We start from the raw sequence: 707 nt of genomic DNA, 5'->3' as shown, positions 1-707 counted from the left end.
GTCAGCTGTGAAGCTCTTTCTCATCCTGTACCTTGTTTTGGTTATCGCTTAGAAGAAGAAAACAGACCGGGTAAATTAGATGCCATAAAATTGAAAGCTGACAATATTCCTGCTGGCCCTTGGCTACAAGAGTTAAAACAAGGTAAAACCATTACATTGCCAGATGGAAGGGTCGTTGACGGCAAAGAGTATATTGGCCCTGAAACAGAAGGCCGTCGTATTGCTATTTTTGGTGATACGCAACCCACACCAAATGCATTAAATCTTGCCAATAATGCAGATGTCATTGTGCATGAAGCAACGTTCAAGCATGAAATGGCAGAGCAAGCAAATAGCCGTGGGCATTCAACAACAGTACAAGCAGCAACGTTAGCAAAAAACGCGAATGTCAAAAAGTTGATTCTTACGCATATTAGTAGCCGTTATTTACCAGAAGATTATGTTGAGTTACTCAAAGAAAGCCAACACGTTTTTAGCCATACGGAAATTGCGTCTGATTTTGCCATTTTTAGGTTGTAGCTTTACAATCACACAGTAACAATAGCGACATGATGTTGCCGTTGTTACTCTACACAAAGCACAGGAGCATCGCTTGTATTTTCGTTAATGCTCCTGCAGTGATGCGGTACGTTTTATCTTGCCATCTTGCAAAATAAAGTTCACTTTTCCATCCCAAAACTCAGCTAAAAAAACATCTTCAGGTTTAT

The 707-nt window shown here is 40.3% G+C and carries 1 protein-coding gene; it reads left to right on the top strand.

Features of this window, described 5'->3' with window-relative positions; all coding sequences use genetic code 11:
- Positions 1-519, top strand: a 519-nt coding sequence (locus ABN217_RS19350; protein WP_349459874.1) for an MBL fold metallo-hydrolase, incomplete at its 5' end; no start/stop codon positions are given.
- Positions 520-707 lie beyond the last annotated feature (188 nt).

The organism is Proteus sp. fly-1067 (assembly GCF_040139345.1).
GTDB classification, from domain to species: Bacteria; Pseudomonadota; Gammaproteobacteria; order Enterobacterales; family Enterobacteriaceae; genus Proteus; species Proteus vulgaris_B.
Note: the sequence above shows the minus strand (reverse complement) of the source record. Positions and strands in the feature narration are given on the sequence as shown.